Source organism: Streptomyces sp. NPDC058664 (genome assembly GCF_042716635.1).
GTDB lineage: Bacteria > Actinomycetota > Actinomycetes > Streptomycetales > Streptomycetaceae > Streptomyces.
Window position 1 is genome coordinate 1 of the sequence record NZ_JBHXRW010000269.1, and the last position, 1,013, is coordinate 1,013.

A 1,013-nucleotide genomic window follows, 5' to 3' on the forward strand; every position below is an offset into this window, starting at 1 on the left:
CCGCGCTGTCGGTGCTGAGTGAGACCACCGACGCCTGGGCCGAGGCGGCACCGATCTTCGCGACCGCGCTCGCCGACCCCGATGTCGACGTGCGCCACGCCGCGATCGGCCTGCTCACCGAACTCCTCGAGGTCCTGGTGCCGGGACCGGAATTCGATGCGGCCCTGCGCGATAGCGTCACCGCACCGGAACCGGCAGTGCGTTCGGCCGCCATCGAGGCGCTCTGGCGACACCGCAGGGTCACCGCCGACGAGCTCCGGGAATGGCTGCGGGATCCGAACGTGGCCGTGCGGCGCACGGTCGTCGGCGGTCTCACCTCTGTCGACGCCCTCGACGAACTCGCCCTCGCCGCCACCGACGAAGACCAGAATGTCCGCATCGGCGTCGCGAAAGGCATTGCCGCAGTCGGTGATCCACGGGGAGCGGTGACGCTGCTGGCCCTGGCCGCCGACCCGCAACCACTGGTGCGTGCCGCCGCGCTGTCGAGCCTGGCGGGCACCGGTTGCGACGAACAAGCCGCCGCCACCGCCACCGCCGCCATCACCGACCCGGCCTGGCAGGTCAGGCAGGCAGCCGCGATCGCCCTGGCCGCCGCCGACCCCGAACTCGCCGCGGCACCGCTGCTGTCGGCGGTCTCCGATCCCAACCTCGACGTCCGCAAGGCCGCAGTGCGCGCACTGGCCGAACGGATCGCCGAACGACGCGACATCACCTCGGCGCTGCAGGCGGCCCTCGACGACCCGGACGCCGACGTCCGCGCCTTCGCCCGCATCGGCATCGCCAACTCTGGAAAGGAACTCTGATGGCCCAGGTCAATGCCCGCCTCGACGTCCCCGTCGAGGTCGACGAAGCGAAATGTATCGACGGATGCACCCTCTGCGTGGACATGTGTCCGCTCGATTCCCTTGCCATCCACCCGGATTCGGGCAAGGCCTACATGCACGTCGACGAGTGCTGGTACTGCGGGCCGTGTGCCGCGCGCTGCCCGGTCGGCGCCGTCACCGTGAACATCC

General features: G+C 70.8%; 2 protein-coding genes. Both read left to right on the top strand.

Annotated elements, in window-relative coordinates:
* The coding region (locus ACFWUY_RS42070) for a HEAT repeat domain-containing protein (RefSeq protein ID WP_384122488.1) at positions 1–803 on the top strand (803 nt) is incomplete at its 5' end.
* Positions 803–1,013 (top strand): ferredoxin family protein (locus ACFWUY_RS42075; RefSeq protein WP_384122491.1); only part of this gene is annotated, 211 nt, incomplete at its 3' end. The genes ACFWUY_RS42070 and ACFWUY_RS42075, both read left to right, overlap by 1 nt.